Below are 26,704 nucleotides of genomic sequence, written 5' to 3'. Positions count from 1 at the left end.
CATGCATTCTGGTTTGCCCTGGCCATCAGCTGGCAGAGTGCGCTGGGAGGCCGGCATGATTGAGTTCTGGGTCGGCGTGGATGGTGGCGGCACCCACACCCGCGCCCGCATTCGGGACCGGGCCGGCAAGCTGCTGGGCGAGGGGCGCGCCGCCGGCTCCAACCTGGAGCTGGGCATAGAGGTCGCCCACGCCAACGTGCTGGCCGCCATCGAGCAGGCCCGCACTGCGGCCGGTCTGCCGGCGGCAAGCGTGCAGCAGATGGGGGTCGGGCTGGCGCTCGCCTCCGCCGAGCTGGCGGAGTGCTATCACGCCATGCTCGAGATGCCCTTCCCCTTTGCCAGCGTGCGGCTCACCTCGGATGCCTTCGGTGCCTGCCTGGGTGCCTTTGGTGGCCGGGAGGGGGCCATTCTCATCGCCGGCACCGGCTCGGCCGGGCTCCTCTATCGGCATGGCCAGCTCCACACCTGCTCCGGCCGCGGTTTTCCCATCTCGGATCTGGGCAGCGGCGCCTGGCTTGGGCTGCGTGCCATCCAGCAAGCCCTGCTCTGCCATGACGGCATCCTGCCCCCCAGCACGCTCGCCATCCGCTTGCTCGACCACTTCAAGCGGGATCAGGCCGACGTCGTGCGCTGGGCATCCCGCGCCATTCCGGCCGATTATGGCCGCTTCGCCCCCTGGGTGTTCGATGCTGCCAGCGACGGCGACGAGCTCGCCTGCCAGCTGCTGGACGAGACCTGCGAACAGTTGCGGATCCTGCTGGAGGGGATGCAACAGCTGGGGGCCAGCCAGATTGCCCTGCTCGGTGGCATCGGCATGCGCCTCGCCCCCCGGCTGGCGCACCTCAACCTGGTCAACCCCAAGGCCGATGCGCTGGAGGGGGCCATACTGTTTGCCCAGTCGGAGGCGTTCCCATGTCTGCACTGCTGAGCCTTGTCCAATGCGATCTGCCCGCCGGCGGGGACAGAGTCCCCCTCTGCCCGCTCCGGGGTGTGCCCATCTCAGCACTCGGGCTCCCTCCCCGGGTTGACCAGTACCACAAGGAGATGATCGCCTTGTTTGTTCCCTTAACTCCATCAGAGGAATTTTCATGTCTGCACCCCTGATCCACACCCAGGTCGACCGACGCGATGGCGAGGACGTCTGGTTCCGCTTCAACCTGAGCCAGCTGCCGGCCGTCCCCTGGAAGCTCCACTTCTGCCTGGCGCGCCACATAGACCCGGCCTCGGTGCAGGGGGGGGAGCTGGAGCGCCAGAGCGGCAGCTACAAGGTGCTGATCCCGGCCGAGGGGCAAAGCGAGCTGCGTTTTTGCTGTCGCAACACTCCCATCAAGCGGCTCTCCGACATGCCGCGCGGCTTCTTCCTGAGCCTGCCCGAGGCCAGCACGGGCCCGCAGCTGATGCCTGTGGTGCTGGCCGATGAGGCGCTGGGCCTGCCGCCAAGCGCGCCCGGCGCCCCGGATCTGCCCGAGGTCGAGTCCCTGGCTGGCATAGTGCCCCAGCCGGATCAGCTGGTGCTGCTGGAGGGCAACTTCCGCTTGGCAGAGCGGGCCCATGTCAGCGGGCCCGGGTCGCTGACCGGCCTGCTGGCCCATTTCAACGAGCTGACCGGGCTGGCGCTGGAGCAGGATCACGATGCCGAGATCCGGCTGCTCGAGGAGCCTTTGGCTGCGGAGGCCTATCGCCTCATCATCACGCCTGAGGGGGTGACCATAGCCGCGGCCGGCGAGGCCGGTTGGCGCCATGGCCTGACAAGCCTGGCCCAGTGGGCCCTGCAGCACGGGGAGAGCCTGCCCTGCATCGAGCTGGTCGATGCCCCCCGCTTCGGTTTTCGTGGCATCTTCCTCGACTGTGCCCGCCACTTTCACAGCCTGCCCACCCTCAAGCGCCTGCTCAAGCTGATGAGCCTCTACAAGTTCAACCGCTTCCACTGGCACCTGACCGATGACGAGGGGTGGCGGCTCGAGATCAAGGCCTTCCCCCAGCTGACGGAACGGGCCGCCTGGCGCGGCCACGCCCTGCCGGTGGGGCCCCAGCTCAGCGGCGGCGCCGAGCCCTACGGCGGCTACTACAGCCAGAGCGAGGTGCGCGAGCTGGTGGCCTATGCCGCCGGGCTAGGCATCACAGTCATTCCCGAGATCGACATACCGGGCCACTGTCATGCGGCCATCAAGGCGCTGCCCGAGCTGCTGGTGGAAGCAGCCGACAGCTCCCGCTACCTGTCGGTACAATATTTCGACGACAACGTGCTCAACCCGGCCCTGCCCGGCACCTACCGGTTCCTGGAGGCGGTGATCGACGAGGTGTGCGAGCTGTTCCCGGGTCCGCTGGTACACATGGGGGGGGACGAGGTGCCGACCGGAGTCTGGACCGACAGCCCGGCCTGCCGGCAGTTGATGGAGCAGCAGGGGTATCAGGATTGCCGCGAGCTGCAGGGCCACCTGCTGCGCCACTGCCAGCAATATCTGGCTGGCAAGGGCAAGCGGATGCTGGGCTGGGAGGAGATATTGCACGGCGACAAGGTGAGCCGGGATGCCACCATCTTCGCCTGGACCAGCTTCCAGGCAGGGCTGGATGCAGCTGCGGCTGGCTATCCGGTGGTGATGGCACCGGCCCAGCACCTCTATCTGGATCTGGCCTGGAGCCAGGACATCCATGAACCCGGCCTCTACTGGGCGGGCACCCTCAATCTGGAGCAGGTCTATCGATGCGATCCTGCCCCGGCCGATTTCCATGCCAACGATAACATCCTGGGGGTGCTGAGCCCCTTATGGTCGGAGCTGGTGACCTCTCGTGACCGCCTCGACTATATGTTGTTCCCGCGCATGCTGGCCACCGCCGAGGTGGCCTGGAGCGATCCCGCCCGCAAGGCGTGGGATCACTTCGCCGCCCGCCTGCCGGGCCAGCTGCAGATCCTCGACCAGCTACAGGTGCGTTACCGGGCGCCGCAGAGGTAGTGTTATCTTTCTGTTTGGCGACCTTTCGGTCGCCTTTTTTTACCATCCACCAACAAAAAACCAACTTTCCCCTACCATTCATCCGCCATTGTTGGCAAAATTCAGCCCCCTATGAAGCCGACTTGGCGCACCCTGACAAGCACCTGCAACCACGCCCGGATCTGCCACAATAACAACGATAAAATTATCAACAAGAACATCGGAGCCTATCCCTATGACTCGCAGAGACGTCCATACCCTGGACAGCGAAGTGGAGTTTCCTGCCGACGAACAACTGGTTTCCACCACGGACCTGCGCGGGGTGATCACCTACGCCAACCCTGCCTTCTGTCGCATCGCCGGCTACCCCGTTGAAGAACTGGTCGGCCACAACCACAACCTGGTGCGCCACCCCGACATGCCCAAGGCCGCCTTCGCCGATCTCTGGGCCCGCCTCAAGGAGGGCAAGCCCTGGCGCGGCATGGTGAAGAACCGCTGCAAGGATGGCCGCTACTACTGGGTCGATGCCTATGTGACCCCCATCTACGAGGGGGGCAGAGTCAGCGGTTACCAGTCGGTGCGCTGCAAACCTGAACCCCAGCTCAAGCGAGTCGCCAGCCAGACCTATCAGGCCCTGCTCAAGGCGGAGCGCGGCGCGGCCAGCAGCCTCCCCTCCCTAGCCCGCGTGCGCCTGCCTGTGCTGGGCCTGCTGTTGCTCGGCCTGTTTGGCTGGGCCTTCAGCAGTCAGGGCCCCATGACAGCCCTGCTGATGCTGCTGCCCCTGCTGCTCATAGGCGGCGCTTGCTGGCGCGAGCTCTTTGCCCTGCCGCTCTATCTGCAGCAGCTCGGCCGCGAATACGACAGCCTGACCCGGCTGGTCTACTCGGGCGATGGCCCCGGCGCCATCGCCGACTTTCACATCAAGATGCTGCAGGCCCGCATCCGCACCGTGCTGGGCCGGGTCAACGATGCGACCCAGCCGCTGCAGACCCTGGCTACCAACCTGAAACAGGCGTCCCATCAGGCCTGCCTCGACATCAACGAGCAGGATGCCCAGACCCAGCAGATGGCTGCCGCCATGACCCAGATGGCCAGCACGGCCCACGAGATAGCCCACAACATCCAGGACTCCAACGGCCAGGTCAACGAGGCCCGCAGCCGCTGCGAACACACCAATCAACAGCTGAGCCAGACCGAGCAGCGCATCGAGCAGCTCGCCAGACAGGCGGAGCTGGCGTTCAACTCGGCGGTGGCGCTGGCCAGCGAGTCGGAGCGGATCGGCAGCGTCATGGGCGAGATCCAGGGCATAGCCGATCAGACCAACCTGCTGGCCCTCAACGCCGCCATCGAGGCGGCGCGGGCCGGTGAGCAGGGCCGCGGCTTTGCGGTGGTGGCCGACGAGGTGCGCACCCTGTCGACTCGTACCCACAAGGCGACCGAGCAGATCCAGGGCAGCATACAGCAGATCCAGCACACCCTGGGCCGCTGGAAGGGGATGATGCAGGAGAACCTGCAACAGACCCGCGAATGCGCCGAGATGACCCGCCAGGGCGCCAGCAGCCTGCACTCTGTGCTGGAAGAGATAGAGCTGGTCACGGAGCACTCAACCCAGATCGCCGCCGCCGCCGAGCAGCAACAGGCGGTGGTGGAGGAGATCAGCCGCAGCATCAACCAGATCTCCCAGTACTCCCACGCCAACAGCCAGAAGATGCAGGAGGTCGACGACTCCAGTCAGGAGCTGCTGGAACGCACCAAACAGCTCAAGGGGCTCAGTCAGACCTTTGGTTGAAGCGGTTGCCACCCCCATCACAGAAGCGCCACAATGGTGCTTCTGTTGTTTCTGGAGAGTCATTACCCATGAGAATGGAGCCAGCCCCTGTCACCCTGAACAAGGTCGCCCGCATCGAGGCGATCCTCGCCCTGATCCCGGCCGGCAAGGTGGTCAGCTATGGTCAGGTGGCGGATCTGGCTGGACTGCCCGGTCGGGCCCGGCTGGTAGGCAAGGTGCTGCGGGAAACGGACAAGGTGCTGCCCTGGCATCGCGTGCTGGGCGCAGGCGGCACCATTTCACTGCCAAAAGGGTCGACAGGCTTCACGGAACAAACGGGGCGATTGCAGCAGGAGGGAGTGCCTGTGGTAGGCGGGCGGGTCAGGATGCGGGAGTGGCAATGGCAGCCCGACCTGGCCGAGCTGCTATTCCTCATTCCCTTTTAAACCAGGGTGTCACGGCTTCTCATGACGTTTTGTTGAGCCAAAGAGCGCCCATGACGCCTTGCCTTCCTGGTACATCACAGCGTGAGAGGAGCCAGGATCTCGTCGCTGCGCACCTGCACGGGTATGGTTTCATACTCCCGTTGCAGCAACACCAGCAGACTCTGCCTGTCCACCTCCAGCACATAGGCAGTCCCTTCCCGGGTCAGACAGGTCATTCCCGGCCGGATCTCGTTAATCTCCATCACAACCTCCGTGTACAGCGCTGCCATCCTTGCAGCGGTTTCAGTATACCGCCATCTCCCAACAAAAAGGCCCCAGCAAGGGGCCTCTTTCATCATAGTGTGAACTGCGCGCCATCAGGCCTTCTTCGACTTGGCCAGGCTCTCCTGCCACTTGCCGTTGTCGTAGTGCGCCGTCCAGCCCGTTGCCTTGCCGTTGACCTCCGTCATCACGTACTGCTCCTTGGTCTTGCGACTGAAGCGCACGATGGAGGCGTTACCGTCAGGATCTGACGCCGGGGCGTCGGCCAGGTACTGGTGCTTGGGCGAGAGGCGATCCTTGAAGCGCTTGAGCTCTTCCACCAGGGGCGCACGGGTCTCACGGGATTTCGGGAAGTTGCTGGCAGCCAGGAACAGGCCGGCCGCCCCGTCACGCAGCACGAAGTGGGCGTCAGACTGGGTGCACTTGAGCTCGGGCAGCGGTACAGGATCTTCCTTCGGCGGCGCTATGTCGCCGTTTTTCAGGATCTTGCGGGTGTTCTTGCAAGTCTCGCTGGTGCAACCCATGTACTTGCCGAAGCGGCCGTTCTTGAGCTGCATCTCGGATCCGCAGCGATCGCACTCTATGCTCGGCCCTTCGTAGCCCTTGAGCTTGAACTGGCCCTTCTCTATCTCGTAGCCGTCGCAGTCCGGGTTGCGACCACAGACGTGCAGCTTGCGGCTGTCGTCAATGATGTAGGCGTCCATGGCGGTGCCACAGATGCCGCAGCGGTGCTTGGCGCGCAGCGCCTCGGTTTCGGCCTCGTCACCGTCGGTGGCGGAGACGAATTCGTCGGCGGAGACCAGGTTGATGGTCTTCTTGCAGCGCTCTTTCGGCGGCAGGGCGTAACCTGAGCAGCCGAGGAAGACACCTGTGGTGGCGGTACGAATGCCCATCTTGCGGCCGCAATCCGGGCAGTCGATGTCGGTCAGCACCATCTGGTTGGCACGCATGCCCCCCTCTTCCGCGTCCCGATCCGCTTTTGCCAGCTCCTGGGTGAATTCTTCGTAGAAGGCGTCCAGCACCTTCTTCCACTCCAGGCTGCCTTCGGCTATGCCATCGAGCTTGTCTTCCATCTTGGCGGTGAACTCGTAGTTCATCAGCTCGACGAAGTTCTCGACCAGACGGTCGGTGACGATTTCACCCATCTTCTCGGCGAAGAAACGGCGGCTCTCGACCCGCACATAACCGCGATCCACGATAGTGGAGATGATGGAGGCGTAGGTGGACGGACGGCCAATGCCGCGTTTTTCCAGCTCGCGTACCAGGGCCGCTTCGGTGAAACGCGCAGGCGGCTTGGTGAAGTGCTGACGGGGATCCAGCTTGACCAGTTTGAGGATCTCACCCACCGTCACCGCCGGCAGCTGGCTGTCGTCGCCCTTGCGACCCATGGGTGGCAGCGCCTTGGTCCAACCGGCGAAGCGCAGGGTGCGACCACGGGCCTTCAACTCGAACTCACCGGCCTTGACGGTCAGGGTGGAGGAGTCGTACTGGGCCGGGGTCATCTGGCAGGCGACGAATTGACGCCAGATCAGGTCATAGAGCCGCATCGCATCCGGCTCCATGCCTTCCAGCATCTCGGCCGTGACCAGTACGCTGGAGGGACGGATCGCCTCGTGGGCCTCCTGGGCACCGGCCTTGGAGCCGTAGAGATTCGGTTCGCTCGGCAGATAGGCGGCGCCATACTGCTCGCCGATATATTCCCGCAGCGCCTCGACCGCCTCTTTGCTGAGGTTGGTGGAGTCGGTACGCATGTAGGTGATGTAGCCCGCCTCATACAGACGCTGGGCCATCATCATGGTCTTCTTCACCCCGAAGCTCAGACGGGTCGATGCCGCCTGTTGCAGGGTGGAGGTAATGAAGGGGGCGGACGGCTTGGAGCCGGTCGGCTTGTCTTCCCGGTTCACCACCTTGTAGTCGACCCCTTCCAGGGCGGCCACGGCGGCAAAGGTCTCGGCCTGGGTGACCGGCTTGAAGTCGGCGCCGTTGCGGCTGACCACTTCCATGCGCAGGTCGGCCTTGTCACCGGTCAGCAGGTCGGCGTTGAGATCCCAGAACTCCACCGGCACGAACGCCTTGATCTCGCGCTCTTTATCGACGATGAGACGCACGGCGACGGACTGCACCCGGCCGGCGGAGAGACCGCGAGCCAGCTTCTTCCAAAGCAGGGGGGAGACCATGTAACCCACAACCCGATCGAGGAAACGACGGGCCTGCTGGGCATTGACGCGGTGGATGTTCAGCTCGGATGGCTGGGCAAACGCCTCCTGAATTGCGGTCTTGGTGATCTCGTTGAACACCACCCGCTTGTAGCGGCTGTCGTCACCACCGATGATCTCGCGCAAGTGCCAGGCGATCGCCTCTCCCTCTCTATCCAAGTCGGTTGCGAGATAGATGGTGTCAGCCTTGGCGGCCAGACTTTGCAACTCACTGACCACTTTCTCTTTGCCGGGCAAAATCTGGTAGTTGGCCTGCCAGCCTGCGGTCGGATTGATCCCCATCCGTGAGAACAGGGCATTGCGATCCTTGGCAGCCTTCTCTGATTCGCTCAGCTTGATGCCGCGAATGACAGGTTTTTTGGGCTCGTTGCTGGCGCTGCCACTGGTGGGCAGATCGCGAACATGACCGACGCTGGATTTCACCACGTAGTCCTTGCCCAAATATTTGTTGATGGTCTTGGCCTTGGCCGGAGACTCCACTATGACCAGTGATTTGCCCATGCTGTAACTATTATCCTCATTGCACCCGACGGGGTTGGTGTGCGGTTTTGTGGGGCTGTATAAGAGATTTGACGCGAAAAAGCAATCTTGTGAGCAAATTAGCTCACCCGCCCGAACCAGCTGACCTCTTTATTTATTAATGCGAAGCCGAGCCGCGGGAAGCAACCGCTTTTTTATTTTTATGCTATATCCACCCCCTTTTTATATTTGAAACGACATAACCAACCGCTCTTGTAACATAACAAACCACTTTGGTTATCAGCTTGTTACAAAAGACAAAATCTCCTTATAATGGCTGCATCCCGCAGCTTTGTGCGCGGAAGGAACCGCTACCCATATAAAAATCGAAAGGATGTACGCAATGAAGCACTTCGAGGTCAACTTCGACGGCCTGGTCGGCCCGACCCACAACTATGCCGGCTTGTCCTATGGCAACGTCGCCTCCCAGAGCAACGCCAAGGAGGCGTCCAACCCGAAGGAGGCGGCCAAGCAGGGGCTGCGCAAGATGAAGGCGCTGACCAAGCTTGGCATGACCCAGGGGGTGCTGGCACCGCAGGAGCGGCCGGATCTCGCCACCCTGCGCCGCCTCGGCTTCACCGGCAATGATGCAAGCGTGCTGGCCCAGGCCGCGAAACAGGCGCCCGCCGTGCTGGCCGCCTGTTATTCGGCCTCCAGCATGTGGACCGCCAACGCCGCCACCGTCTCCCCGAGTGCCGATACCCAGGATGGCCGCATTCACTTCACCCCCGCCAACCTGACCAACAAGTTCCACCGCTCCCTCGAACCCGAGGTGACGGGCCGCATACTGCGCGCCGTGTTCAACAACGATCGCCACTTCTATCACCACCAGCACCTGCCGGAGAACGACCACTTCGGTGACGAGGGCGCCGCCAACCACACCCGGCTGTGCCGTGCCTATGGCGAGGCCGGGGTCGAGCTGTTCGTCTATGGCCGCAGCGCCTTTGACGTCTCCCAGCCCGCCCCCAAACGCTACCCGGCCCGCCAGACCCTGGAGGCCAGCCAGGCCATCGCCCGTCTGCACGGTTTGAGCGAAGAGAGCGCCGTCTTCATCCAGCAGAATCCGGAGGTGATCGATCAGGGGGTGTTCCACAACGACGTGATAGCGGTAGGCAACCAGAACGTGCTCTTCTTCCACCAGCAGGCCTTCCTCAACACGGCGTCGGCGCTGGCCGAGGTGCGCACCAAGTTCGGTGACGGGGAGCTGCACTTCATCGAGGTGCCGACTGCCGAGGTGTCGGTGCAGGATGCGGTGAAATCCTATCTGTTCAACACCCAGATCCTGACCCTGCCCTCCGGCGAGATGGCGATCATCGCCCCCACAGAGTGTCGCGACAATCCGGCCGTATCGGCCTACCTCGGCCAACTCCTCGCCCAGGGCACCCCCATCAAGCAGGTGCACTACATGGACGTGAAGCAGAGCATGCGCAACGGCGGTGGCCCCGCCTGCCTGCGGCTGCGGGTCGCCATGAACGATCAGGAGCTGGCGGCGGTCAATCCGGCCTGCCTCATCAACGACAGCCAGTTTGCCCGCCTCGACAACTGGGTGGATCGCCACTACCGCGACAGCCTGGCGCTGGATGATCTGCGCGACCCGGCGCTGGTACAGGAGTCCCGCAGTGCGCTGGACGAGCTGACCCAGATCCTGAAACTCGGCTCCGTCTATCCCTTCCAGCGCTGAGTCGCTGGATAGCAAAAGCCGGGCAAGTGCCCGGCTTTTTCATGTTCATGCCCGTAGTGCAAGCGAGGCCTCAGCGCCAGGGGCTCTGCTGCCACAGGCGACCCAGGCTCGACTCCAGCGCCAGGGCGGCCTGCTGGCCCAGTTTCTGGGTCAGGCTCTTTGGCTTGCGATAGCTGATGCCGACCACCTTGTGATGGCTGGCCTGGGCCAGCAGGTAGTCGTCGCTGGTGCAGAGGGTATCCACCAGCCCCAGCCCCTTGGCCTGACTCGCCAGCCAGTGCTCCCCCGTGGTGACGCTGTCTATGTCGAGGTGGGGCCTGTGCTCGGCCACGAACGCCTTGAACCGCTCGTGGATGGCGCCCAGCTCCTCGCGAAACTTCTCCCGCCCCAGATCGTCGTTCTCACCGAACATGGTGATGGTGCGCTTGTACTGGCCTGCGGTGTGCATCTCGAATTCGATGTCGTGCTTTTTCAGGAGCTTGTTGAAGTTCGGCAACTGGGCTATCACGCCGATGGAGCCGACGATGGCAAAGGGTGCAGCCAGGATCTGATCCGCCACGCAGGCCATCATGTAACCGCCGCTCGCCGCCACCTTGTCGATGGCCACTGTGAGCTTGATGCCCTTGTCGCGCAGCCGCTGCAGCTGGGATGCGGCCAGGCCATAGCCATGGACCACGCCGCCGCCGGATTCTAGCCGCAGCAACACCTCGTCACCGGACTGGGCGACGCCTATCACGGCGCTCACCTCTTCCCGCAGGGAAGCCACCTCTTTGGCATCCATGCTGCCGTTGAAATCGAGCACAAACAGCCGGCTGCGCTCGTCTTCTGTCTTGGCGCGGGCCTTGTGTTCGGCCTTGCGGGCCTTCTCCAGCTGCTTGCGCTCAGTCTTGCCGGCCAGCGCCGCCTGCAACTGGTGACGCCCCTGCTCCAGTTCGCTGGAGAGATCTGTCACCACCAGCTCACCCTTGCGGGATTTCGGCTGACGGCTGCTGATCACCATCAGGATGACGGCGGCTATGGCCAGCAGTAAGGTGAGGGTCTTGGCCAGGAACAGGCCATATTCGGTCAAAAATGCCACTTGATGCTCCGCTCAGTGTTCGAGTTTTTCACATTCTAGGGAGTTTGCCGGGCTCGCGCAAAAACTCTGCGACAGTGGCTCAAAAAACACACTCTGCAATCACAACCCCTCTATTTTCTTCACATTTTTGCCGTCTCATACTGGTCAAATGCCGTGCGGGGTCAGTACACTTGCCCCTCTATTGCCGCGCGCATCTGCCACGAACTTGTTAACAGGAGTTGTCATGCTCGATTATCAGGCCCCCCGGGATCTGCTCAAGCACAAGGTCATTCTGGTCACAGGTGCCGGTGACGGCATAGGCCGCGAAGCCGCTATCACCTATGCAGCCCACGGCGCTACCGTGATCCTGCTCGGCCGCACCAGCGCCAAACTCGAGGCGGTTTATGACCAGATCGAGGCCGCCGGTTATCCCCTGCCCGCCATAGTGCCGGTGGACCTGAAAGGTGCGACCGCCGCCCACTACCGCGGCATGGCCGAGACCTTCGCCCAGCAGTTTGGCCGCCTCGATGGCGTACTGTTCAACGCCGGCCTGCTCGGTACCCTCTCCCCCTTCGAACACATCCAGGAGCAGGAGTGGGACGAGGTGATGCAGGTCAACGTCAAATCCGAATTCCTGCTGACCCAGGCGCTGCTGCCGCTTATCCGCCAGACCGCCAAGGAGCACGGTGAGGCCTCCATCGTCTACACCTCCTCCAGCGTGGGCCGCAAGGGCCGCGCCTACTGGGGCACCTACGCCATCTCCAAGTTCGCCATCGAGGGCATGATGGAGGTGCTGGCCGACGAGCTGGAAAACACGGCGGTGCGGGTCAACACCCTCAACCCGGGCGGCACCCGCACCAAGATGCGCGCCAGCGCCTTCCCGGCGGAAGATCCCCAGCAGCTCAAGACGCCGGCCGACCTCATGCCGCTCTATCTCTATCTGATGGGGGCCGACAGCCGTGGCAAAACCGGCCAGACCTTTGTGGCCCAGCCCAAATAAATCAACAAAATAACCGGAACCCTGCGCCGCATGGGGTTAAATTCAATAGGGTGCCGCCGGCACCCCGTTGCAGCCCCTTACCACATACGATCCCTGATCAGGTTGAGATATGTTTCGTCCCAAGAGCACGTTTGAGCAATGGCGGATCTTTCAGGCCGTGGTGGACTGTGGCGGTTATGCCCAGGCCGCCGAGGCGCTGAACAAGAGCCAATCCTCTCTCAATCATGCGGTGGCCAAGCTGCAGCAGAGTCTGGGGGTGCCTCTGCTGGAAGTGAGGGGGCGCAAGGCGGTATTGACCCAGGCCGGGGAGATCTTCCTCAAGCGGGCGCGTCAGCTCAGCCAGCAGGTGGAAGAGCTGGAGAACCTGGCCAACAACCTGGAACGGCAGTGGGAGCCGCAGATCAACCTCTATGTTTCCGTGCTGCAGCCACGGGAGCGCCTCTATCGGGCGCTGGCCCACTTCTATCCCCGCAGCCGGGGCTGCCGTGTCAATCTGCACGAACGCATTCACTGCCACTTCAACGCCTTGCAAGTAGGGGATCTGATGCTCTCCGAGCACCTGCCCCAGGATCGCACCGGCCTGCCGCTGGACGAGGTGTGCCTGCTGCCGCTCTGCTCGGCCGACCATCCCCTCGCCGCCCTGGCCGGCGCCGTCTCCACCGACGAGCTTGCCAGCCACAACCAGATAAGCCTGCATCCCCCCATTCACCGCTCGGTGGACTGGAACGATGCGGACGACACCGGCTGGAAGGCGACCCACTATCACGAAGTGATCGCCATGCTCAAACTCGGCCTAGGCTATGCCTGGCTGCCTCGCCATCTGGTGCAGGAGGAGCTGGCCAGCGGCGTCCTGATGCCGCTGGATCTGGCAAGCGGCAACGAGCGCCATCTCTACACCTATCTGCTGACCCCGTCAGCGGATTCGCTGGGGCCGGCCACCGAGCTGCTGCTGCGCTGCCTGCGCAACGAATATCAGAACGACAACGACAAGTAAGCCCAAGCCGTCAGGCAGCCTGCGTCACCCATAGCCAACCGGTCACAGACCCGCCTCACACATTGGGCACCCGCCAGCAGGCGCCCAGTGCCGCCAGCGCCAGCGCAGTCGCCACCATGAAGACCCCGTGAAAACTCCAGATCTCGGCCACAGTCCCCGCGATGGCCCCCGCCATGATGGAGCCGGTGCGTATGCTGTTGGCAAACAGGGTAGTCGCCACCCCGGCGCGCCCCGGCATCAGATCCTGGAAGTAGGACATGCCGATCCCGGCGACTATGCCGATGAAGATGGCGTTGAGCAGTTGCAGCGCGATGAGCGCAGACTGGCTCGACAGGGTGACCAGCCCCACGTAGAAACCCACCCCGGCCAGCACGGCCACCAGCATCATGGGACGCTTGCCGAAGCGCTGGGTGTAGTAGCCTGCCAGCAGCATGAAGGGGATCTCGAGGGCTGCCGCCGTGCCCATCAGCACACCGGCCAGCTTCTCCTCCAGCCCCAGCTCGCGGGTGATGTAGAGCGGCATGTTGATGAGGTACATGCTGTTGCAGGTCCACATCAGGGTGGAGGCGATGAACAGCGCCCGCACCGAGGGATCCTTCCAGCTGCTGACCCGCTCAACCTCGCTGTTTGGCGTGGGCAGCGGCAGGGAGGGCAGCCAGCGCCACACCACGAAGGCACAGATGAGGTAGGCCAGGGCGGAGGCGAGATACATCACCTCGAAGCCATAGCCGATGGCCAGCGCGAAGGCGATGGGAGGGCCAATCACCCAGGCCAGGGAGAACTGGGCCCGCAGCACCGAGCTGAACATGTCCGCCCGCTTGTTGCGGCTGTCGGCATATTCCCGCGCCAGAGCAAATAACTGGGGGCTGGCGGTGGCGGCCAGGCTGGCCAGCACCACCCCCAGGCTCACCAGCAGCCAGTAGTTGCGATTCCAGGCGAACAGCAGGGAGAGCACCACCCCCGCAAAGCAACAGCGCAGGATCAGCCGCTTGCGATCCCCCTTGCTGTCGGAGCGGTGGCCGAGCCACTGGCTGATGAGGATGCCGATCACGGCGTTGACCGTGTAAAACAGTCCGACCAGCAAGGGGCGCACCTGCACCTCTTCGGCTAGAAACAGGCTCAAGGTAGGCACCTGGAGCGCCACCGCCACCCCGGTCATAAAGGTCACGGCCAAAAAAGAGAGGGAGACGGGATCCGACCTCTTCAGAGCGGCGGTCAACAAGCTCATAGGATTACCACTGATTGGGGGGAAGAAAACTGGCCAAAATTCGGCAAGTGCATGAAATAGCGTCGCTTATTTTATGTCATTATCAAGAGTCACCTCAAGGCTTGCGACCCCGCGCCCGACCCCGTACATTGAAAGCCCACTGCCCAGCATAAGGATTTCACATGTTTGATTTTGACCGGGAAATAGATCGTCGCGATACCATGAGTCTGAAATGGGACAAGTACAAGGGACAGGACGTGCTGCCCATGTGGGTAGCCGACACCGACTTTGTCTCGCCGCCCGCCGTCGTCGAGGCCCTCACCCAGCGGGTCGCCCACGGCATCTTCGGTTACTCGCGCCCCTCTGCCCGGCTGATCGAACTGATCATGGCGCGTCTGGCCAGCCGCTACGGCTGGACCATCCAGCCCGAGTGGCTCGTCTTCCTGCCCGGCGTGGTACCCGGCTTAAACCTGGCCTGCAAGGCCTGGAGCCAGCACGGCCGCGGCATCATCACCCCCAAGCCGGTCTACTACCCCTTCCTGCAGGCACCCGGGTTCAACGATCGCCCCCTGCTCACAGTGCCCATGGTGGAAGAGGCCGGTCGCTGGGTGCTGGATCTGGAGGAACTTGAGCGTCAGGCCCCGGCGGCGGATCTGCTGCTGCTGTGCAACCCGCACAACCCGGGCGGTACAGTGTTCACCCGCGCCGAGCTCGAAGCCATAGACGCCATCGCCGAGCGCCACAATCTGGTTGTCTGCTCGGACGAGATCCATTGCGACCTGCTGCTGGACAAAGATGCCCGCCACATACCCTATGGCGCCATCAGCCCGGACGCTGCCGAGCGCTGCGCCGTCATGATGGCACCGAGCAAGACCTTCAATATCGCGGGTCTGTGCTGCGCCTTCGCCGTGGTGCCCAACGCCCGCCTGCGCCTCAAGCTGCAACAGGCGATGCGCGGCATCAGCGCCGACGTCAACCTGCTGGGCTTCGTGGCGGCCGAGGCGGCCTATGAGGGAGGCGACCCCTGGCTCAGCGAACAACTCGACTACCTGGCCGCCAACCTGACGCTGATCGAGCAGGCGGTCGCCCGCTGGCCCGGCATCAAGCTGGCGCGCCATCAAGCCACCTACCTCGCCTGGATCGACGTCAGTGCGCTCGGTCTCGAGGATCCCATCGCCTTCTTCGAGCAGGCGGGGGTGGGACTCTCCCCCGGCGCCCAGTTCGGCGATGGCCAGTTCGTGCGGCTCAACTTCGGTTGCACCCGGGCACGGCTGACCGAGGCGCTGGCCCGGATGGAGAAAGCGATCCAGACTCGCATCTGATGGCAATAGGGTATATTTTTGCGGCTGAATGTCAGCTGCACCAGCCACCGCCATAAGCGATGAGATCGGGTTTGAATGGCACATGCCATGCAAACCCGGCTCTGCGCCAAACAGCGGCAGGCCGTGATGTCAGACGGGATGGGCTTGGCCCATCCTTTTTATCAGCCATTGATCCGGTTCATTATGTTGCCAAGCGCCCTGCACCACCTGTCGACCCTGTCTCATACCGCCCTGCCCTGGCTGGCTGCAGCCCTGGTGCTGCCCCTGCACGCCGCCACGCCGGCCTATCTCACCATAGGCACGGGGGCGCTCAACGGCGTCTACTATCCGGCGGGAGGGGCCATCTGCCGCCTGCTGAACGAAGATAACGCCAACCACGGGCTGCACTGCGCCGTGCAGAGCACCTCGGGCTCCCTCGCCAACCTGAAGGAGCTGGGCCAGGGGAAAATCCAGCTGGCGCTGGTGCAGTCGGATGTGGTGCACCACGCCGCCCACGGCACAGGCCCCTTCGTGGGCCAGCCGCCCAACGACCGGCTGCGCAGCCTGTTTCGACTCCATCAGGAGTCGCTGACCCTGCTCGCCGGTGCCAACAGCAACATCAACACCCTGGCCGACATCGAAGGCAAGCGGGTCGATCTGGGCAATCCGGGGTCGGGAGAGCGCGTCACCAGCCAGGCCCTGCTCAATGCCATGGGCTGGCAGGAGAGCAGCTTCGCGCCCGTCATTCCCTCCTCCATCAACAACCGGCTGGAGGGGCTCTGCGACGGCACCCTGGACGCCGCCTTCATGGTGGCGGGCCACCCCAATCAGGGCATAGGGGATCTGACCGGTCGCTGCAAGGCGCGCATCATCCCCATCGAGGGGGAGCAGATCGATCGCCTGCTCAAGAACCACCCTTATTACCAGCGCGGCCGCATCGGCGCCAACCTCTACCCGGGCCAGCCCAGCGGCGTCAACACCTTTGCCGTCACCGCCGAACTGGTTGCGCTGGACAGCCTGCCAGACACCCAGGTGCGCACAGTGCGCGATGTGCTGACCGCACGGCTCAAGCAGTTCACCCGTCTGCATCCGGCGCTGACCACCCTCACCCTGGACTCCATGCTGGCGGAGGCCGAGGTGCCGCGTCACCCGGGCATGGAGGATGCCGTCCTGCCGCCGCCATCACTGCTCCCCGAATCCCTGACCCCCCAGGAGTCAGAGGACTCGGCGGCGACGGCAAGCCTGGCAGCCCAGTCGGCAGCGCAGGCCACCGGGGATGGCGCAGCAGCACAGGCAGCAATCTCGGGTGCAGTGGCAACCCAGCCGGTGGCACCCGTCTCGGCCGCCCAGACCACGCAAGCTGTGACTGTGGACGCCCCCTCGGCCGCCCAGACCACGCAAGCCGTGACAGCCGCTGCAGCCACACAAGCCGCCTCGGCCGCACTCGGCTCGGCGCCAGCCGATACGCAAGGGGCTGCGCCCAGTGCCGCCAGTAGCAGCCTGAACCAGCCCCTGCCGGTCACCCCTTCGGCAAGCGTGCCCGCCCAGTAATCTCAGCCACCGCCAACGAAAGAGGCCACCTGTCTGGGTGGCCTCTTCTTTTGCATTGCAGCTGTTGCCTTGCACCTTTTACCTTGTTCTGTAGCAACTCATGCGCACACGGGCCGCAACACTGTGGCCGATCGCTATCTTCCCTCCCGGCCCAGCCAAACCCGGTCAGGCACTCGCCGTGAAACCGGCCGCACAAGGCGCATCCCGCCTGCTTGTTCCGTCTGACCTGATCAGCCTTCTGCCCTGGGCGCCGCTTGATGGCGGGCGTCGGGCTGCAATATCTCCTCCTCCACCCAGTGCAGCAGCTGTTTGATGGCCCGCGACAATACCTGATTCTGGCGCACCACATAGCCCAGGCTGGTGCCGGGAAAGTCGGTCAGACGGGCCACGGGCGCGGTGAGCTTGAGGCGCGGGTGGAGCGAGAAGTCCGGCACTATGGCGACCCCGAAGCCCGCCTCGGCCCAGTCGAGCTGGGCATCCACGCTGCCCACCTCCATGATGCGGCACGTCGGCAGCCCGAGCAGGGGCAGCGAGGGGTCGATCAGGGCCCGGGTGCGGGTGTCGTGGCCGAGCAGGATCAGGGTTGGCTCGTCGAGGGGATCGCTCTCACCCGCCTTGGCCCTCGCCTGCCAGCGGGCCAAGCCGTGTCCCAGCGCGCACCAGGTCACCTGCTGCAATTCTGTGTAGAACAGCGGTTCGCTGCGCTTTTGCGCCATCACGAAGCCGAGATCCGCCTTGCCGGCCTTGACCAGCTCGGCCGCCTGATCCGAGGTGGTGTTGAACAGGGTGAGGTCGATGCCGGGAAAGGCCTGCTTGAAGCGCTGGAACGGCTGGATCAGCAGCAGGCGGGAGATGATGTCGCTGGCGGCGATGGCCAGCGTGCCCTGGCTCAGCTGGTTGAGGGCATTGAGATCGGACTGGCACAACAGCAGCTCGTTGATGGCGCGCTCGGCGCTTTGCAGCAGTCGCTCACCGGCCTGGGTCAGCCGAAACGGGCTGCGTTCAATCAGCTTGACCCGGGTGGCCTGCTCCAGATTCTTGAGATGCAGGCTGACGTTGGGCTGGGTCATGTGCAATTCGGTGGCGGTCTGGCCGAAGTGCTGCAGGCGGGCCAGGGTAACGAAGGTGTGCAGCCAGTGAATGTCCAGCATGGGGGTCCTCTTGTTTTTCCACATCTGCGCCCATGACGCGGGCCAGCGCGGCAACACTGGGTGTCTTGCCGGTAAATTCACCACGAGTATATGGTTTTCTTATCGGAATTATAAAGATAATTAATTTTTCTAATCCGCCCCAGCCTCCTAGGATGGACGCCTAACGTCTTAGGAGAAAGAGTCATGTCGTCTATCGTAGTCGTAGGTGCTAACTGGGGTGATGAAGGCAAAGGCCGCATCGTCGATTATCTGGCAGGTCAATCCGCCGCCAGCATCCGTTTTCAGGGCGGCAACAACGCCGGCCACACCGTCGTCAACGACCTGGGCACCTTCAAGCTGCACCAGTTGCCGAGCGGCGTATTCAACCCGGAGTGCCTGGTTGTCCTCGGCCCTGGCATGGTCATCAGCCCGGAGCCGCTGACCCGCGAGCTGGCTGAAGTGAAAGCCGCCGGCGTGACCCCGAAACTGGCCATCTCAGATCGCGCCACCTTCTGCCTGCCGATCCATGCGCTGGAAGATACCCTGGAAGAAGTCCGTCTGGGTGATGGCGCCTATGGCTCCACCCGTCAGGGCATAGCCCCGGCTTACGGTGATCGGGTCATGAAAAAAGCGATCCTAGTCGGCTGGCTGAAACAGCCGGACGTGCTGGTCGAGCGCATCCAGTTCTTCCTCGACTGGAAACTGCCGCAGCTCAAGGCCCTCTACCCGAGCTTCGAGTTCAGCCAGACCGCCCAGGAAATGGCCGACTGGCTGCTGGAAGTGTCCGCCCCCTGGATCGACGCCGTCTGCAACGTCAGCGAGCCGCTCAAGGCGATCCAGGCCCAGAACGGCACCCTGCTGTTCGAAGCCCAGCTGGGCGCCGGCCGTGACCTCATCTACGGTGAGTACCCCTGGGTGACCTCTTCCCACGTTTCCGGCGCCTACGCCGGTATCGGTGGCGGCCTGCCGGCCCTGCGCCCCGAGCGCGTGATTGCCGTGGCCAAGGCGTTCAGTACCTCTGTCGGTACCGGCACCCTGATCACCGCCATGGAGAACCAGGAAGAGTTCCGCAAGTTCGCCAACGAGTTCGGTGCCACCACAGGCCGCCCCCGTGACATCGGCTACTTCGACGCCGTTGCCACCAAGCAGGGTCTGGAGATCCAGGCCGCCAACGAGATCGCCCTGACCAAGCTGGACTGCCTCTCCGGCATGCCGGATCTGAAGATCTGCGTCGCCTACGAAGGCGCCAACACCGAGAACCCGATCTGGCCGCAGACCGCCGGTCTGAAGCCGGTGTACGAGTCCATGGAAGCCTGGAGCGAAGACATCTCCCACATCCGCAAGTTCGAAGACTTGCCCAATGCTGCCCAGCACTACGTGCTGCGCATCGAAGCCCTGCTGGGTGTGCCGGTTCCCATGGTCTCCGTCGGCCCGGGCCGCGAGCAGATGATACTGCGCTAAGCCGCCTCGCTGCTGCCAGCAAGATGTCAAAACCGGCCTCCATGAGGCCGGTTTTTTTATGGCCGCCATATACCACAAGCCGTCCACTCCCTTACCACCTCGCCGTCCCACTCTTTTCCCGCCCAGATGCAGTTCGGCTCACAATCCGCCACCGACAACCCGATATTGAGCCTTTTGGTTGCACCCGAATCGCCCCGCTTCGCTAGACTGATCCCGTCATCAGGATCCTCCCGGCGGGATCCCCTCATCCATAAAGGAGCACCACAATGAAATTACCCCTGCGTTCCACCCTGCTCTCCCTGCTGTGCCTGGCGGCCCTGCCCGCCTCTGCCATGACCTTGAAGAGCGCTGACATTCAGGAAGGCCAGCTGATGGACAAGGCGTTCAGCTTCAACGGCTTCGGCTGCAAGGGGGAGAACCGCTCGCCCCAGCTGAGCTGGCAGGATCTGCCGGCCGGCACCAAAAGCGTCGCTATCACCGCCTATGATCCCGACGCCCCCACCGGCAGCGGCTGGTGGCACTGGCTGGTGGTGAACCTGCCGGCCAACCAGAGTTCACTTGCCAGCAACGTCTCCGGCAAACTCAAACAGGGCCTTGAGCTCAGAACCGACTTCGGCAGCCAGGGCTACGGCGGCCCCTGCCCGCCCGCCGGTCACGGCATGCACCGCTACCAGTTCACCGCCTGGGCTCTGCCCGAAGCCACACTCGAGGTGAAGGCAGATACCCCGCCCGCCATGGTAGGCTACATGCTCAATGCCATGGCGCTGGGCAAGGCCACCCTGACCGCCACCTTCGTCACCCCCTAGGAGCCCGCCGGATGAGCGCCCCCTTGCTGCAACTGCATCACTATCTCGGGATCCGTCAGCAGCCGCTGCACAGGGTGCTCATCTATGCGCCGACCATCATCTGGGTACAACAGGGCCACAAGCAGCTGTGGTGGCAGGACAGGCGCCTGTCGTTTGACAAGGGGAGCTGGCTGCTGATCCCGGCAGGCCACCAGCTCACCTTCGTCAACCAGCCCGAACAGGGCAAGTTCAGCTCCCATGCCCTGACCCTGCTGACCCCGCCCCCTACCGAGTGGCTGACTGACGCCCCGGGCACCCGGCTCAGGGAACCACGCCTTGAGATAAGTCCGGCGCTGGCGTTCTGCTTCGAGCTGATCTGCTCCATGGCCAGCCGCACGCTGAGCCAGGCCACCCAGACCCAGCTGCTGCACGGCTTCTATGCCGAGCTGCAGGCCGCCGGCGGTCTCGACCTGCTGTTTCCCGCCAGCACAATGACGCTCGGGGAGCGGCTGGCCCGCTACCTCGGGGTGGAGCCGGGCGCCGACCACAGGCTGGAGACCATAGCCCCCCACTTCGCCATGAGCCGCGCCTCCCTGGTGCGCAAGCTGGCCGCCGAGGGGCGCAGCTTTCGCCAGCTGCTGACCCAGGTGCGCATGAGCCACGCCCTCACCCTGCTGCAACAGGCCCTCACTCCGCTGGAGGTGGCCCTCGCCTGCGGTTATGACTCTCCCAGCCGCTTCGCCGCCCGTTTCAAGCAGGAGTTCGGTCTGACTCCCCACCAATATCTGCGTACCTGTCCCTCAATGGACACTCAACGCCAAGTAAATAGTTACTAAAACACCCTGCAATGTAACCTCGTGTAACCCGGTGATCCGGCTCACATCCCCTCGCTCCACAGTGTGACGAAGCGCCAATATGGCCCGCGGCATTCCCCTACAATGTCTCTTGCAAACGATTTCACTAAAATAAACGCTAAAAAAGCACCTTCCTTAACCTACAAAATCGTAATTGGAGCGAGACATGTTTCGTAAAAGTTTACTTTCCATCACCCTGAGCGTCGCCCTGTTTGGCCTCACCGCCTGCAACGGCAATGACTCCAGCGCCCCGACTCCGCCCAGTGCGACCCTGGCGAGCCAGTACCAGAACGTGATCGATCGCAGCGGTACCCCGCTCCAGTTCCGAGACTTTGACGGCTACTCCAACCTCAAATACAACCCGCTGCTCGATCTGGGGGCCTGGCACGGCTTCCTGCTGCCCGCCAGCGACAGCGAATGGGGTGGTTTCACCGGCCCCATGGTCATCTCGGAGGAGTACAGCCTCTTCTTCGCCAGCGAGCTGGACCGGCTCAGCCTGAGCGATGAGAGCGGCCGCTCCTATCCGCTCACCGCCGCCAGCAAGTACGAGATCTACGCCATCCCGGGGGCGCTCATCCAGCGATTCGAGTTCGCGCCCTTCACCCTGGAGTTGGAGCTGCGCTACGGCGATGCCCGCACGGCCCTGGTCCGAACCCGACTCATCAACAATCAGGACGCGCCGCTCACCCTCAACCTGACCTGGCAGGGGGAGTTGCTCCAGCAGTGGGATGCCAACAAGACGGTGGCCGAGCAGTACCCGGATTGGACCCGCACCATCAGCCAGAGCGAGCAAGGCATAGAGTTCCAGTTCGGCGAGCTGCGCAGCACCTGGAACATGATGCAGAGCGGCAGCGCCCGCTATCGCATCGATCGCACCCTGCCCAGCCGCACCATCCTGGACGAGAAGGCACTCGGCTACCGGAGCGAGGCCAGCCTCACCCTGGCCGCCAAGGGGAGCGAGGATATCTACACCCTGCAGAGCTACGTTCACAGCAGCGATGACGCCAGCCGCTTCCAGCAGAGCCGCAACGCCCTGCTGGCCAAGCCCGCCAGCTATTTCGACGACTCCATCCGCCGCTGGGAAGGCTATCTCGAGCGCGGCCTCTCCAACCAGGGGATCCCGGAAGCCGAGCGGCGCATCGCGGTCAAGGCGATGGAGACCCTCAACGGCAACTGGCGCTCACCGGCCGGCGCCATCCTCCACGACGGGGTCACCCCCTCCAACACGGCCCGCTGGTTCGACGGCGTCTGGGCCTGGGACAGCTGGAAGCACGCCTACGCCATGGCTCACTTCAACCCCGAGGTAGCCAAGAACAACGTGCGCGCCATGTATGACTACCAGATCCAGCCCGATGACCCGGTGCGCCCCCAGGACGCCGGCATGGTGATCGACGCCGTCTTCTACAACAAGCTCTCCGATCGCGGCGGCGATGGCGGCAACTGGAACGAGCGGGACACCAAGCCGCCGCTCTCCGCCTGGGCCATCTGGGAGATCTACGGCGCGACCCAGGACAAGGCCTTCATCGCCGAGATGTATCCGAAGATCCAGGCCTATCACAACTGGTGGTACAGGGCGCGGGACAACAACCACAACGGCATCATCGAATACGGCGCCACCAAGCACGTCGAGCACAACGACGAATTCGGCAATATCACCTTCAAGGTGCAGTACGCCAGTGGCGTGCCCGCCGGACTGGATCTGTCGAGCTGCACCGCCGAGGGGGACGGCTGGTACGGCTGCGCCGGCATGGCGCTCTATCAGCAGGTATTGAGCGTCGGCGGCTACGCCGACATGGATATAGGTGCCCAGCACGGCGCAGGCTGGGAGTCCGGCATGGACAACGCCGCCCGCTTCGGCTTCATCGAGCCGGATCAGCTGCAGCGCTACGCCGACAAGACTTACGCAGGGGATCTAGCCAAGGCGCGCCAGGACTGGAACGTCGCCTTCTTCGAGAACCACGAAGATGACGGCAGCCTCATCGGCTTTTCCATCGATCAGGAGTCGGTGGAGCTGAACGCCTTCCTCGCCAAGGAGAAGCGCATCCTGGCGGACATGGCCGATCTGCTCGGCAAACCGGACGAAGGGATCCGCTACCGCGAGGGCGCTACCCAGCTAGCCGGTTACATCAATACCTGTTTGTTCGATGAGGCCTCCGGCTTCTATTACGACCGCCAGATCCATCAAGGAGATGTCGCAGACGCCAATGGCTGCGTCGGCAAGCTGCTGACCGCCCGCGGCCGTGGCCCGGAAGGCTGGAGCCCGCTCTGGGCCGAGGTAGCGGACAAGGAGAAGGCGGCGCGGGTGCGCGAGGTGATGCTGAGTAGCCAGGAGTTCAACACCAGGGTGCCGCTCGGCACGGCGGCCCTGACCAACCCGGCCTACGACCCCGACATCTACTGGCGCGGCCGAGTCTGGCTGGATCAGTTCTACTTCGGGGTGAAGGGGCTGGAGAACTACGGCTATCGCAGCGATGCCCAGCTGCTGGTCAACAAGCTGTTTGCCAACGCCGAAGGGCTGGCGGGCAGCGGCCCCATCCGCGAAAACTACAACCCGGAGACAGGCGCCATGCAGGGGGCCAGCAACTTCAGCTGGAGCTCGGCCCACCTCTATATGCTCTATCGCAACTTCCTTAAAACAGAGGGCTGATACTCGTACCCCTTGGGAATGACGCAACAAAAAGGCCTCCGTGATGGAGGCCTTTTTTATCGGCAGCGCGGGGCTGACGGGAGGGGCTTACTTGACGGTCACCCGGGCAAACTTGCGCTTGCCGACCTGATAGACGGCGGTGCCGGCACCTATGAGTGCCTTGCCATCGTCCAGCTTGTCGCCGTCCACCTTGACCGCGCCCTGCTTGATCATGCGCAGCGCCTCTGAGGTAGTGGTCACCAGATCGGCGTCTTTAAGCAGGTTGGCGATCGGCAGACCTTCGCCTTCCAGTGCCAGCTCGACTTCCGGCATCTCGTCCGGAATGGCGTTCTTGGAGAAACGCTGGGTGAAATCTTCGTGAGCCGCTTCGGCTGCCGCTTCATCGTGGTAGCGGGTGATAATCTCTTTGGCCAGCCAGATCTTCACATCGCGCGGGTTCAGGGTAGCGGCAGCGATGCCCGCCTTGAAGCCTTCGATGTCGGAAAGTGGGCGAGAGGAGAGCAGCTCGTAGTAGTTCCACATCAGGTCATCTGTGATGGACATGATCTTGCCGAACATCTCGCCCGGGGCGTCGTGCACGCCTATGTAGTTGGCGGCGGACTTGGACATCTTCTTGACGCCGTCCAGACCGACCAAGAGCGGCATCATCAGCACGCACTGGGCGGCCATGCCGGCATCTTTTTGCAGCTCGCGGCCCATCAGCAGGTTGAACTTCTGATCGGTACCACCCAGCTCGACGTCCGCCTTCAGCGCGACCGAGTCATAGCCTTGCAGCAGCGGATAGAGGAATTCGTGAATCGCGATGGATTGGCCGCCGGTGTAGCGCTTCTTGAAGTCGTCGCGCTCCATCATGCGGGCCACTGTCTGCTTGGCCGCCAGCTTGATCATGCCGGTCGCGCCCAGCTCGCCCAGCCAGCTGGAGTTGTACTCGATACGGGTCTTGGCGGGATCGAGGATCTTGAACGCCTGCTCGGCATAGGTGAGGGCGTTGTGCTTGATGGCCTCTTCGGAGAGCGGCGGACGGGTGCTGTTCTTGCCGGAGGGGTCACCCACCATGGCGGTGAAATCGCCGATCAGCAGGATGATCTCGTGGCCCAGATCCTGGAAGGTCTTCAGCTTGTTGAGGATCACGGTATGACCCAGGTGAATGTCGGGGGCCGTCGGATCCATGCCCAACTTGATGCGCAGCGGGCGCCCTTCCTTCAACTTGGCGACAAGTTCTTCTTCCACCAGAATTTCTTCCGCTCCGCGCTTGATCTCGGCTAGCGCCACCTCGAGCTGGGACATTTTTTGACTCTCCAATCACGATTCCACAGGGCCAAACATATTACTGGAATGGCGGGCCAATTGGAAAGGCTGTAAAATCCGCCCATTCTGCCCGACTTCGTCAGCTTCGCATGGTTATTTGGAACGCCTTCAACTCTCTCCCCACCTGGCACCGCAAGATGGTGCTGATCCTGAGCATCATGGTGATGATGCTGGCGGCCTGGCCAAGCGAACAGGCGGTCGCCACTCGGGTCGATGACAGCGGCAACGAGCTTGCCGCCGAGCCGCAAGCCGACGAGGACGAGCTGCTGGCCCAGGCCGAGCTGCCCGTCACCCCGCCCAAGCCCAGCTACATCACCAAACAGGTGAAGGTACGCAGCGGCGACAACATGGGGGTCATCTTCCAGCGCCTTGGCCTCAGCACCACGGATCTGCACCTGATCGATCAGCTCGAGGGCACGGATACCCTGCGCCTGCTCAAGCCCGGCCAGGAGCTCACCTTCAAGCTGACCAAAAATGGCGATCTGCACAGCCTCTATTATCCCCACAGCCTGGAACAGGCGCTGAAAGTGAGCCGCAAGGCCGACAGCTTCGTGGCCAGACCGGTCAAGCTGGAACTCGATACCCGCGAGCAGGTGGCCAAGGGCGAGATCCGCTCCAGCTTCTGGGGCGCCGCCGCCGAGGCGGGCATGACAGAGGATCAGATCATGGATCTCGCCGCCATCTTCGGCTGGGACATCGACTTCGCCCAGGACCTGCAACCGGGGGACAGCTTTCGGGTGGTCTATCAGGAGAAGTATCAGGATGACGAGCGGGTGGCCTCCGGCGACATCCTGGCCGCCGAGTTCGTCAACCAGGGCGCCACCTATCGCGCCGTGCTGAACGAAGATGGCAACTACTACACGCCGGAAGGCAAGGCGATGCGCAAGAGCTTCCTGCGCGCGCCGGTCAACTTCAAATACATCAGCTCCAACTTCAATCCGCGCCGCCTGCACCCGGTCACCGGCAAGATCCGCCCCCACAACGGCATCGACTATGTGGCGCCTGTGGGCACCCCCATCATGGCGGCGGGTTCCGGCAGCGTGGTGGCCGCCGGTTACAACCAGTTCAACGGCAACTATGTCTTCATCAAGCACGCCGGCAACTATGTGACCAAGTACCTGCACCTCTCCCAGCGCACCGTCAACAAGGGCCAGCGGGTGAAGCAGGGCCAGACCATAGGCAAGCTGGGCGGTACCGGGCGCGTCACGGGCCCGCACCTGCACTATGAATTCGTGGTGGGCGGCGTGCACAAGAACCCGCGCACCCTCAATCTGCCCCAGGCCGAGACGCTCAGCGGGCGGGCGCTGGCCAACTTCAAACTGCTGGCGATGCCGCAACTGGCCAAACTCGACCAGCTTGACAAACCTGAGCTGCAGCTGGCCCAGAACAAGCGGACCAACGGCGGTAACTGAGCCGCCGTTGCGGGCCAGAGACCTCGACCCACAAGGAGCAGTCATGAGCGAACGCTATATCGGATGGGTGTCGGGTACCAGAATACGGTATGGGATAGAGGCCGCTCCCTCTCTCAAGTACTTTTTCCCGGCCTGCAAGTAAGGAAGCCCCATGACCGAACGCTATATCGGCT

The 26,704-nt window shown here is 63.3% G+C and carries 20 protein-coding genes; 14 read left to right on the top strand and 6 right to left on the bottom strand.

Going from position 1 to position 26,704, the window contains the following annotated elements:
- Positions 1–55 precede the first annotated feature (55 nt).
- The 4 genes from IU367_RS06000 (at position 56) to IU367_RS05985 (ending at position 5,147) form a co-directional block, all read left to right on the top strand.
- Positions 56–928: a glucosamine kinase nucleotide-binding domain-containing protein gene (locus IU367_RS06000; RefSeq protein ID WP_098985063.1), complete on the top strand. Its 873-nt coding sequence runs from the start codon at positions 56–58 to the stop codon at positions 926–928.
- 160 nt (positions 929–1,088) lie between these two features.
- Positions 1,089–2,954 (top strand): beta-N-acetylhexosaminidase, encoded by a 1,866-nt coding sequence (locus IU367_RS05995; RefSeq protein ID WP_274453691.1) that lies wholly within the window; start codon positions 1,089–1,091, stop codon positions 2,952–2,954.
- A gap of 214 nt (positions 2,955–3,168) precedes the next feature.
- On the top strand, positions 3,169–4,722 hold the full coding sequence (locus IU367_RS05990; RefSeq protein WP_274453690.1) for a methyl-accepting chemotaxis protein: 1,554 nt from the start codon (positions 3,169–3,171) through the stop codon (positions 4,720–4,722).
- A gap of 68 nt (positions 4,723–4,790) precedes the next feature.
- Positions 4,791–5,147, top strand: a complete 357-nt coding sequence (locus IU367_RS05985; RefSeq protein ID WP_043135974.1) for an MGMT family protein — start codon at positions 4,791–4,793, stop codon at positions 5,145–5,147.
- Positions 5,148–5,221: 74 nt separating this feature from the next.
- Here IU367_RS05985 and IU367_RS05980 read toward each other — a convergent pair whose 3' ends face one another.
- Positions 5,222–5,389, bottom strand: coding sequence for a hypothetical protein (locus IU367_RS05980; protein WP_005312189.1), 168 nt, complete (start codon positions 5,387–5,389; stop codon positions 5,222–5,224).
- Positions 5,390–5,503: 114 nt separating this feature from the next.
- Entirely contained in the window at positions 5,504–8,125 is a 2,622-nt protein-coding gene (gene topA / locus IU367_RS05975) for a type I DNA topoisomerase (protein WP_098983103.1), read from the bottom strand.
- Between the two features lie 361 nt (positions 8,126–8,486).
- On the opposite strand from topA, the gene astB reads away from it, so the two are divergent.
- Positions 8,487–9,824: an N-succinylarginine dihydrolase gene (gene astB / locus IU367_RS05970; protein WP_274453689.1), complete on the top strand. Its 1,338-nt coding sequence runs from the start codon at positions 8,487–8,489 to the stop codon at positions 9,822–9,824.
- 70 nt (positions 9,825–9,894) lie between these two features.
- Here the strand turns inward: astB and sohB are convergent, their stop codons facing one another.
- On the bottom strand, positions 9,895–10,902 hold the full coding sequence (sohB, locus tag IU367_RS05965; RefSeq protein ID WP_274453688.1) for a protease SohB: 1,008 nt from the start codon (positions 10,900–10,902) through the stop codon (positions 9,895–9,897).
- 223 nt (positions 10,903–11,125) lie between these two features.
- Between sohB and IU367_RS05960 the strand changes: the two genes are divergently transcribed.
- Both IU367_RS05960 and IU367_RS05955 read left to right on the top strand, forming a co-directional pair.
- Positions 11,126–11,881, top strand: a complete 756-nt coding sequence (locus tag IU367_RS05960; protein ID WP_043135552.1) for a YciK family oxidoreductase — start codon at positions 11,126–11,128, stop codon at positions 11,879–11,881.
- A 109-nt stretch (positions 11,882–11,990) separates the two neighbouring features.
- Entirely contained in the window at positions 11,991–12,875 is an 885-nt protein-coding gene (locus tag IU367_RS05955; protein WP_274453687.1) for a LysR family transcriptional regulator, read from the top strand.
- A 55-nt stretch (positions 12,876–12,930) separates the two neighbouring features.
- Here IU367_RS05955 and IU367_RS05950 read toward each other — a convergent pair whose 3' ends face one another.
- Entirely contained in the window at positions 12,931–14,103 is a 1,173-nt protein-coding gene (locus tag IU367_RS05950) for an MFS transporter (protein ID WP_042867448.1), read from the bottom strand.
- A 161-nt stretch (positions 14,104–14,264) separates the two neighbouring features.
- On the opposite strand from IU367_RS05950, the gene IU367_RS05945 reads away from it, so the two are divergent.
- Positions 14,265–15,404, top strand: a complete 1,140-nt coding sequence (locus IU367_RS05945; protein WP_274453686.1) for a MalY/PatB family protein — start codon at positions 14,265–14,267, stop codon at positions 15,402–15,404.
- 183 nt (positions 15,405–15,587) lie between these two features.
- Positions 15,588–16,934: a TAXI family TRAP transporter solute-binding subunit gene (locus tag IU367_RS05940; RefSeq protein WP_274453685.1), complete on the top strand. Its 1,347-nt coding sequence runs from the start codon at positions 15,588–15,590 to the stop codon at positions 16,932–16,934.
- Positions 16,935–17,164: 230 nt separating this feature from the next.
- Here IU367_RS05940 and IU367_RS05935 read toward each other — a convergent pair whose 3' ends face one another.
- Positions 17,165–18,085: a LysR family transcriptional regulator gene (locus IU367_RS05935; RefSeq protein ID WP_043556333.1), complete on the bottom strand. Its 921-nt coding sequence runs from the start codon at positions 18,083–18,085 to the stop codon at positions 17,165–17,167.
- Positions 18,086–18,268: 183 nt separating this feature from the next.
- On the opposite strand from IU367_RS05935, the gene IU367_RS05930 reads away from it, so the two are divergent.
- The 4 genes from IU367_RS05930 (at position 18,269) to ygjK (ending at position 23,811) form a co-directional block, all read left to right on the top strand.
- The gene (locus IU367_RS05930) at positions 18,269–19,525 is read left to right on the top strand and encodes an adenylosuccinate synthetase (RefSeq protein ID WP_274453684.1); all 1,257 of its coding nucleotides are present in this window, start codon (positions 18,269–18,271) and stop codon (positions 19,523–19,525) included.
- Between the two features lie 266 nt (positions 19,526–19,791).
- Positions 19,792–20,331, top strand: a complete 540-nt coding sequence (locus tag IU367_RS05925) for a YbhB/YbcL family Raf kinase inhibitor-like protein (protein ID WP_098983090.1) — start codon at positions 19,792–19,794, stop codon at positions 20,329–20,331.
- Positions 20,332–20,342: 11 nt separating this feature from the next.
- The gene (locus IU367_RS05920) at positions 20,343–21,146 is read left to right on the top strand and encodes a helix-turn-helix transcriptional regulator (RefSeq protein ID WP_241325138.1); all 804 of its coding nucleotides are present in this window, start codon (positions 20,343–20,345) and stop codon (positions 21,144–21,146) included.
- Positions 21,147–21,330: 184 nt separating this feature from the next.
- The gene (ygjK, locus tag IU367_RS05915) at positions 21,331–23,811 is read left to right on the top strand and encodes an alpha-glucosidase (protein WP_274453682.1); all 2,481 of its coding nucleotides are present in this window, start codon (positions 21,331–21,333) and stop codon (positions 23,809–23,811) included.
- A gap of 87 nt (positions 23,812–23,898) precedes the next feature.
- Here ygjK and tyrS read toward each other — a convergent pair whose 3' ends face one another.
- Complete coding sequence (gene tyrS, locus IU367_RS05910; protein WP_241325140.1) at positions 23,899–25,098, bottom strand: tyrosine--tRNA ligase; 1,200 nt, start codon at positions 25,096–25,098, stop codon at positions 23,899–23,901.
- A gap of 110 nt (positions 25,099–25,208) precedes the next feature.
- Between tyrS and IU367_RS05905 the strand changes: the two genes are divergently transcribed.
- Positions 25,209–26,531 (top strand): peptidoglycan DD-metalloendopeptidase family protein, encoded by a 1,323-nt coding sequence (locus tag IU367_RS05905; RefSeq protein ID WP_274453681.1) that lies wholly within the window; start codon positions 25,209–25,211, stop codon positions 26,529–26,531.
- Positions 26,532–26,704: the final 173 nt, after the last annotated feature.

It is taken from the genome of Aeromonas bestiarum, assembly GCF_028751155.1.
In the GTDB taxonomy this organism is placed as follows: Bacteria; Pseudomonadota; Gammaproteobacteria; order Enterobacterales; family Aeromonadaceae; genus Aeromonas; species Aeromonas bestiarum.
Note: the sequence above shows the minus strand (reverse complement) of the source record. Positions and strands in the feature narration are given on the sequence as shown.

Excerpts from the sequence above, each read along its gene's own strand:
- IU367_RS06000 (WP_098985063.1), top strand. The coding sequence starts at position 56 with ATGATTGAGTTCTGGGTCGGCGTGGATGGTGGCGGCACCCACACCCGC.
- IU367_RS05995 (WP_274453691.1), top strand. The coding sequence starts at position 1,089 with ATGTCTGCACCCCTGATCCACACCCAGGTCGACCGACGCGATGGCGAG.
- IU367_RS05990 (WP_274453690.1), top strand. The coding sequence starts at position 3,169 with ATGACTCGCAGAGACGTCCATACCCTGGACAGCGAAGTGGAGTTTCCT.
- IU367_RS05985 (WP_043135974.1), top strand. The coding sequence starts at position 4,791 with ATGAGAATGGAGCCAGCCCCTGTCACCCTGAACAAGGTCGCCCGCATC.
- IU367_RS05980 (WP_005312189.1), bottom strand. The coding sequence starts at position 5,389 with ATGGAGATTAACGAGATCCGGCCGGGAATGACCTGTCTGACCCGGGAA.
- topA (WP_098983103.1), bottom strand. The coding sequence starts at position 8,125 with ATGGGCAAATCACTGGTCATAGTGGAGTCTCCGGCCAAGGCCAAGACC.
- astB (WP_274453689.1), top strand. The coding sequence starts at position 8,487 with ATGAAGCACTTCGAGGTCAACTTCGACGGCCTGGTCGGCCCGACCCAC.
- IU367_RS05960 (WP_043135552.1), top strand. The coding sequence starts at position 11,126 with ATGCTCGATTATCAGGCCCCCCGGGATCTGCTCAAGCACAAGGTCATT.
- IU367_RS05955 (WP_274453687.1), top strand. The coding sequence starts at position 11,991 with ATGTTTCGTCCCAAGAGCACGTTTGAGCAATGGCGGATCTTTCAGGCC.
- IU367_RS05950 (WP_042867448.1), bottom strand. The coding sequence starts at position 14,103 with ATGAGCTTGTTGACCGCCGCTCTGAAGAGGTCGGATCCCGTCTCCCTC.
- IU367_RS05945 (WP_274453686.1), top strand. The coding sequence starts at position 14,265 with ATGTTTGATTTTGACCGGGAAATAGATCGTCGCGATACCATGAGTCTG.
- IU367_RS05940 (WP_274453685.1), top strand. The coding sequence starts at position 15,588 with ATGTTGCCAAGCGCCCTGCACCACCTGTCGACCCTGTCTCATACCGCC.
- IU367_RS05935 (WP_043556333.1), bottom strand. The coding sequence starts at position 18,085 with ATGCTGGACATTCACTGGCTGCACACCTTCGTTACCCTGGCCCGCCTG.
- IU367_RS05930 (WP_274453684.1), top strand. The coding sequence starts at position 18,269 with ATGTCGTCTATCGTAGTCGTAGGTGCTAACTGGGGTGATGAAGGCAAA.
- IU367_RS05925 (WP_098983090.1), top strand. The coding sequence starts at position 19,792 with ATGAAATTACCCCTGCGTTCCACCCTGCTCTCCCTGCTGTGCCTGGCG.
- IU367_RS05920 (WP_241325138.1), top strand. The coding sequence starts at position 20,343 with ATGAGCGCCCCCTTGCTGCAACTGCATCACTATCTCGGGATCCGTCAG.
- ygjK (WP_274453682.1), top strand. The coding sequence starts at position 21,331 with ATGTTTCGTAAAAGTTTACTTTCCATCACCCTGAGCGTCGCCCTGTTT.
- tyrS (WP_241325140.1), bottom strand. The coding sequence starts at position 25,098 with ATGTCCCAGCTCGAGGTGGCGCTAGCCGAGATCAAGCGCGGAGCGGAA.
- IU367_RS05905 (WP_274453681.1), top strand. The coding sequence starts at position 25,209 with ATGGTTATTTGGAACGCCTTCAACTCTCTCCCCACCTGGCACCGCAAG.